Source organism: Hydrocoleum sp. CS-953 (genome assembly GCF_002260545.1).
Lineage (GTDB): Bacteria > Cyanobacteriota > Cyanobacteriia > Cyanobacteriales > Microcoleaceae > Trichodesmium.
This window is the reverse complement of the sequence record NZ_LGSU01000878.1, coordinates 1-5,193: the sequence shown is the minus strand read 5'-3', so window position 1 is coordinate 5,193 and position 5,193 is coordinate 1. Positions and strand designations below refer to the sequence as shown.

Genomic DNA, 5,193 nt, shown 5'->3' with positions numbered 1-5,193 from the left:
GAAAAAGAGCAAATAATTGAGTGGGTGAGGGCACAAAATTACCTAAGATTGTCAGATTTACAAAAATATTTAAAGAAGCAATATGATGTAGTTTTTGAGTCTAATCAAAGTTATTATAATTTACTCAAAGAAGCGGGAATAACTTGGAAAAAAACTCAAAAGAACAATCCCGCTAAAAATGATGAATTAGTAAAAGCAAAAAAAAAAAGAAATAGAGGAATTATTGACTAAATGGCAACCAGAAATAGAAGCTGAAAAACTTACAGTATTTATGATTGATGAATGTCACCTATTATGGGGTGATCTCTTAAGCTATACTTGGGGAAGAACAGATAAAAGAATAGAAATTCCGATTAAAAATGAAAAAGAAAGACAAACTTATTATGGAGCCTTAGATTATCAAACTAAGGAATTTATTGTGTAAGAATATAAGAGTGGAAATACTGAAAATACTATTGAAGAATGTTAAATATTTACAAGAGCAAAGACCAGGAAAAAGATTAGCAATATTTTGGGACGGTGCAACTTATCATAACTCCCAAGAGTTGCCTCCTGCGGAGGAGCTACGCTATCGAGAATATTTGATGTTAATTAATCAAGAAAAACCCGAAGAAAAATGGTTGATAAATTGTACAAAATTTGCCCCGAATGCCCCGGAACAAAATCCAGTAGAAGATATTTGGTTACAAACCAAAAATTTCATCAGACAATTTTATCATCTTTGTAGTTCTTTTAAAATAGTTAAGTGGCTATTTAAGTTTTTTGCAGATGGTCAAATATTTGACTTTCCTAAACTTTTTCAGTATGGAATTTTGCCACAACCTATTTAGGCCTGCTATAGATGTCTCAAAAGAGGGTTGACAACAGAGTCGAAGTATCAATTAAAATCAAGTTATTATACCATTTTGAAAAAAGAATGCTACAAGAAGATAGATGTCGCTCCCATACGCTTAAAAAGAGCTGCTCCAATTCATTTTAGACAGCTTTTTATAGCATTTTCCTCTTTTTTTCCAAATTTACTCCTTTTTACTTCTTACTTTTTCCTTAATAGTTAAATTAATTATCAATCAAAGTCAGGTAAGGTGATGCTACTCTTCTCGCTTCATCTAAAATCTAAAAACTATACCGGAATAGTTAAATTAATTATCAATCAAAGTTAGGTAAGGTGATGCTACCCTTCTCGCTTCATCTAAAATCTANAAGTCAGGTAAGGTGATGCTACTCTTCTCGCTTCATCTAAAATCTAAAAACTATACCGGAATAGTTAAATTAATTATCAATCAAAGTTAGGTAAGGTGATGCTACCCTTCTCGCTTCATCTAAAATCTAAAAACTATACCGGAATAGTTAAATTAATTATCAATCAAAGTTAGGTAAGGTGATGCTACCCTTCTCGCTTCATCTAAAATCTAGAAACTATACCGGAATAGTTAAATTAATTATCAATTACAGTAATCCACTTAATACCTCTTACCCAGAGTTGAATTTTACTGATAGCTCTTATCTTTTATGAAGTGCAACTTCATGGAGAAATGATATAACAAAAACCCTGTTAAAATTATTCAATAAATTACAAAAAAAATTATGGAATTTAATTACTCTTATAAAGGCAATACAGGTGTCACTGACAATGGCAAAAATACCCAAATGTCATTCTCTCCAGATACTAAAAGAGAACCTACCTATTTTGTCGGCGAACTAGGAAAAAATGTCGCATTTCGTGAAGCTATCAGCGCCTTACATGACGTAGTAGTTTCCGACCTCCGATATAAACCAAAAGACAAAACTGCTTATAAAGAATGGCGTGCCCAACAAGAAGATGAAATAGACTGGGAAAATATCACAGCTAAACGTCAAGAAGTAGCTCAAAAAATAACAGAAATTAGTACAGAATTAAACCAACTAAACAAAAACCGACAACAACGTTTAAAACCTTTTTACCAAGCTAAAAAAAAATTCTTTCAATATCTTTATAAAGTTGATTATGATGCTTGGTTCGTTTTCGACCCAGTAATAACTGTTCATCCCGATGAAATTTTCTTTGAATGTTTCAGTGTTGACGAATCAACTTATGGAAGACTTGGAGCAAGTTATGAAGTATTCAAAAATATCAATGATTTTGCCTGCGGAACTACTAACATTGACTATTCCGCTGCCCTCTATCAAGAATTCCAAAAAATTCGTAGTTATAAAACAACAGAACTCCAAGTAGATCCTTCCGGTTTTGAAGTTAAAACTACCAACGAAGAAACTTTTAAAGAAGTAAAAATAGACCTCCCCGATAGTTGGGTAAGAGGATTTTTACAAGTCAGTTCAGCTATGTCATTACCTGCGACAAAATTCGACCTCCACCCAATGGATATTTATAATATGTGTTTGGTTTTGCGTCGCCACAAAGAAAAACACGGACCTCGCAGCATTCGCTACTTTTTAGAACCAGGAGAACCAATAGAAATAGTATTTGAACCTTGGAATTTAGAAATAATTTGTCACCGTTCAATTTACACCGGAAATTCTCCTCAACAAATCCGAACTTGGGGGCGAAGAAGACTGCATATTTTAGAACGTTTAATTCCTATTGCTAATAAATTTACTGTTCATTTATTAGGAACAGGAATGCCGTCTTTTTATGTANTAGAACCAGGAGAACCAATAGAAATAGTATTTGAACCTTGGAATTTAGAAATAATTTGTCACCGTTCAATTTACACCGGAAATTCTCCTCAACAAATCCGAACTTGGGGGCGAAGAAGACTGCATATTTTAGAACGTTTAATTCCTATTGCTAATAAATTTACTGTTCATTTATTAGGAACAGGAATGCCGTCTTTTTATGTAGCAGATTTAGGAGATATGTCTTTTACTTTAGGATTATCAGGATGGACGGCAAATGATTGGGCGCAAGCTGGTAATTTTGACTTAATGGCACCCCGCGCTGATGTGGATGAATGGACTCAGAAAATAATATTTAATGGGTTGCGAGAAAACTGGTTTGAAACTGCTGATAGTTTGGCAAAAAGACTTAATTTAAGTCGTACTTCTGTATTGGGTGCTTTGGGTGCTTATACTCAAGCTGGACGAGTAATTTATGATTTGAATAAACAGGTTTATCGAGTCCGAGAATTAAGTCGGGAAGCTCTACCAATGGAGAGGTTAAGGTTTGCAAATGAACGGGAAGAAAGTGCTAATAGGTTTTTGCANTGAAACTGCTGATAGTTTGGCAAAAAGACTTAATTTAAGTCGTACTTCTGTATTGGGTGCTTTGGGTGCTTATACTCAAGCTGGACGAGTAATTTATGATTTGAATAAACAGGTTTATCGAGTCCGAGAATTAAGTCGGGAAGCTCTACCAATGGAGAGGTTAAGGTTTGCAAATGAACGGGAAGAAAGTGCTAATAGGTTTTTGCAAGAAAATGCTGTTGAGGTAAATTATGTAAATGATATTAATGGGGTTTTGAGTATTGAAGGAAGTGTGAGGGATAGGGGGAGAATTTTTTCTCCTTCTTTAAGTGTCGATCGCGATGAGCGGATAATTGAGGCGCAGTGTAATTGTAATTGGTATCAGCAGAATAAATTGTATCAGGGGCCTTGTGAACATATTTTGGCCTTACGGATGCAGCAGGCTCGTCAGAATTTAGAATTTAGAATTTAGAATTTAGAATTCAGCAGTTTAGTAGTGGATTGTTTCATCTTAAATGTTGCAATAGATTGTTGTTGGGTTTCGTTCTGAGACCCAACAACAATCTTTCTCCCCTACTCCCCTACTCCCCTACTCCCTAATGCACTATTTTAGTTGAAACAGTCTAGTAGGGTGGGTTAGACGGCTAAAATTTAGACTATGAAAGGGATTTAACAATCCATCGTAACAGACGCGCCAGTAGGTTGGGTTGAGGGACGGAAACCCAACAACAGTCTTTCTCAGGTACGGACGCCCTTATGCAACGTCCCTACCCTAATGCACAGTTTTAGTGGGACTTAAACAAAATATAACCAGAAAACAGCCTAAAATTATATACGAGCAAAGGCTTTTACGTCAAAAAGGTATAAATCCCTATAGAAGCAGAGGTTCTAGCCATTTTTAAGGCATCGACGTAATTACCTTCTCTATATTAACTTTGAGGACTTTTTTCTACCATAAAATGTCTAAGTACCTTTAGCTGAAACATTCCAGTAGTGGACTGACACACCTTAAATGGTGCGTTAGATGGGGAGTGTGGTCTGGGTAGGAAGTGTGGTCCGGGTGGGGAGAAAAAGACACCTATAAACAAAAATAAGAGTACACAGTTTTAACTGTGTCGGTCTAGTAGGGTGCGTTAGAAAACTTAAATTCATACTCTGAAAGGGATTTAACAATCCGTCGTAACAGACCATTAAAGATTTGTTGGTGTACTAAAAAAACAAAAACCTATTTGCGTAGCGCTATATATTCACGACTTACACAGAACTACCATATCCAGTAGGAGTTAACAGCAGTTCACACCTACAAATAGTCTCTGAGTTGATATTTTGGGTAAGTCGTGATATTTTTAATTTAGGATTTACAAAGATAAAATAGATATAGTGTTAAAAACTATAACGTTATAGTTTTTCAACTCTATATATAGTACTTTTGCCTAAGTCCTGTAACTTTCTTTCTTCTTCCTACTCAATTCCTATATTTCAAGCGATCGCTCCTAATCGAAATTAAGAAAAGTTTGTTATAATACTAACACCACCCACAGTTTAATAGTTGGTCAACAGCCTTGCAATTTGGGCGGNAAATAGATATAGTGTTAAAAACTATAACGTTATAGTTTTTCAACTCTATATATAGTACTTTTGCCTAAGTCCTGTAACTTTCTTTCTTCTTCCTACTCAATTCCTATATTTCAAGCGATCGCTCCTAATCGAAATTAAGAAAAGTTTGTTATAATACTAACACCACCCACAGTTTAATAGTTGGTCAACAGCCTTGCAATTTGGGCGGTGGATCGCCGTCCTTGTGTTGAGTCCTTACGCGCATCACTAGCCTGGTTTTGACTACTGTGTGACTTATATTACTGAGCTATTCCGGTTTGACTTTCTACAAGTGAATAGACTTAAGTGATATAAGGCACAGTTGAGTTAATCAGTCTAGTCCTGAGAGGTTTACGAAGGGGTAATAAACAACTGTGTGTGGTTTTTTTATGACTAAATTAGTAGTTAAAATATTCT

At 35.1% G+C, this 5,193-nt stretch carries 1 protein-coding gene and 1 pseudogene; both read left to right on the top strand.

Annotated elements, in window-relative coordinates; genetic code table 11:
- A pseudogene (locus AFK68_RS11595) lies at window positions 1–830 on the top strand (IS630 family transposase); the annotation flags it as partial.
- 2,522 nt (window positions 831–3,352) lie between these two features.
- Window positions 3,353–3,652 carry an SWIM zinc finger family protein gene (locus AFK68_RS11585; RefSeq protein ID WP_246844132.1) on the top strand — a complete coding sequence of 100 codons (300 nt, stop codon included), beginning with the start codon at window positions 3,353–3,355 and terminating at the stop codon, window positions 3,650–3,652.
- Window positions 3,653–5,193: the final 1,541 nt, after the last annotated feature.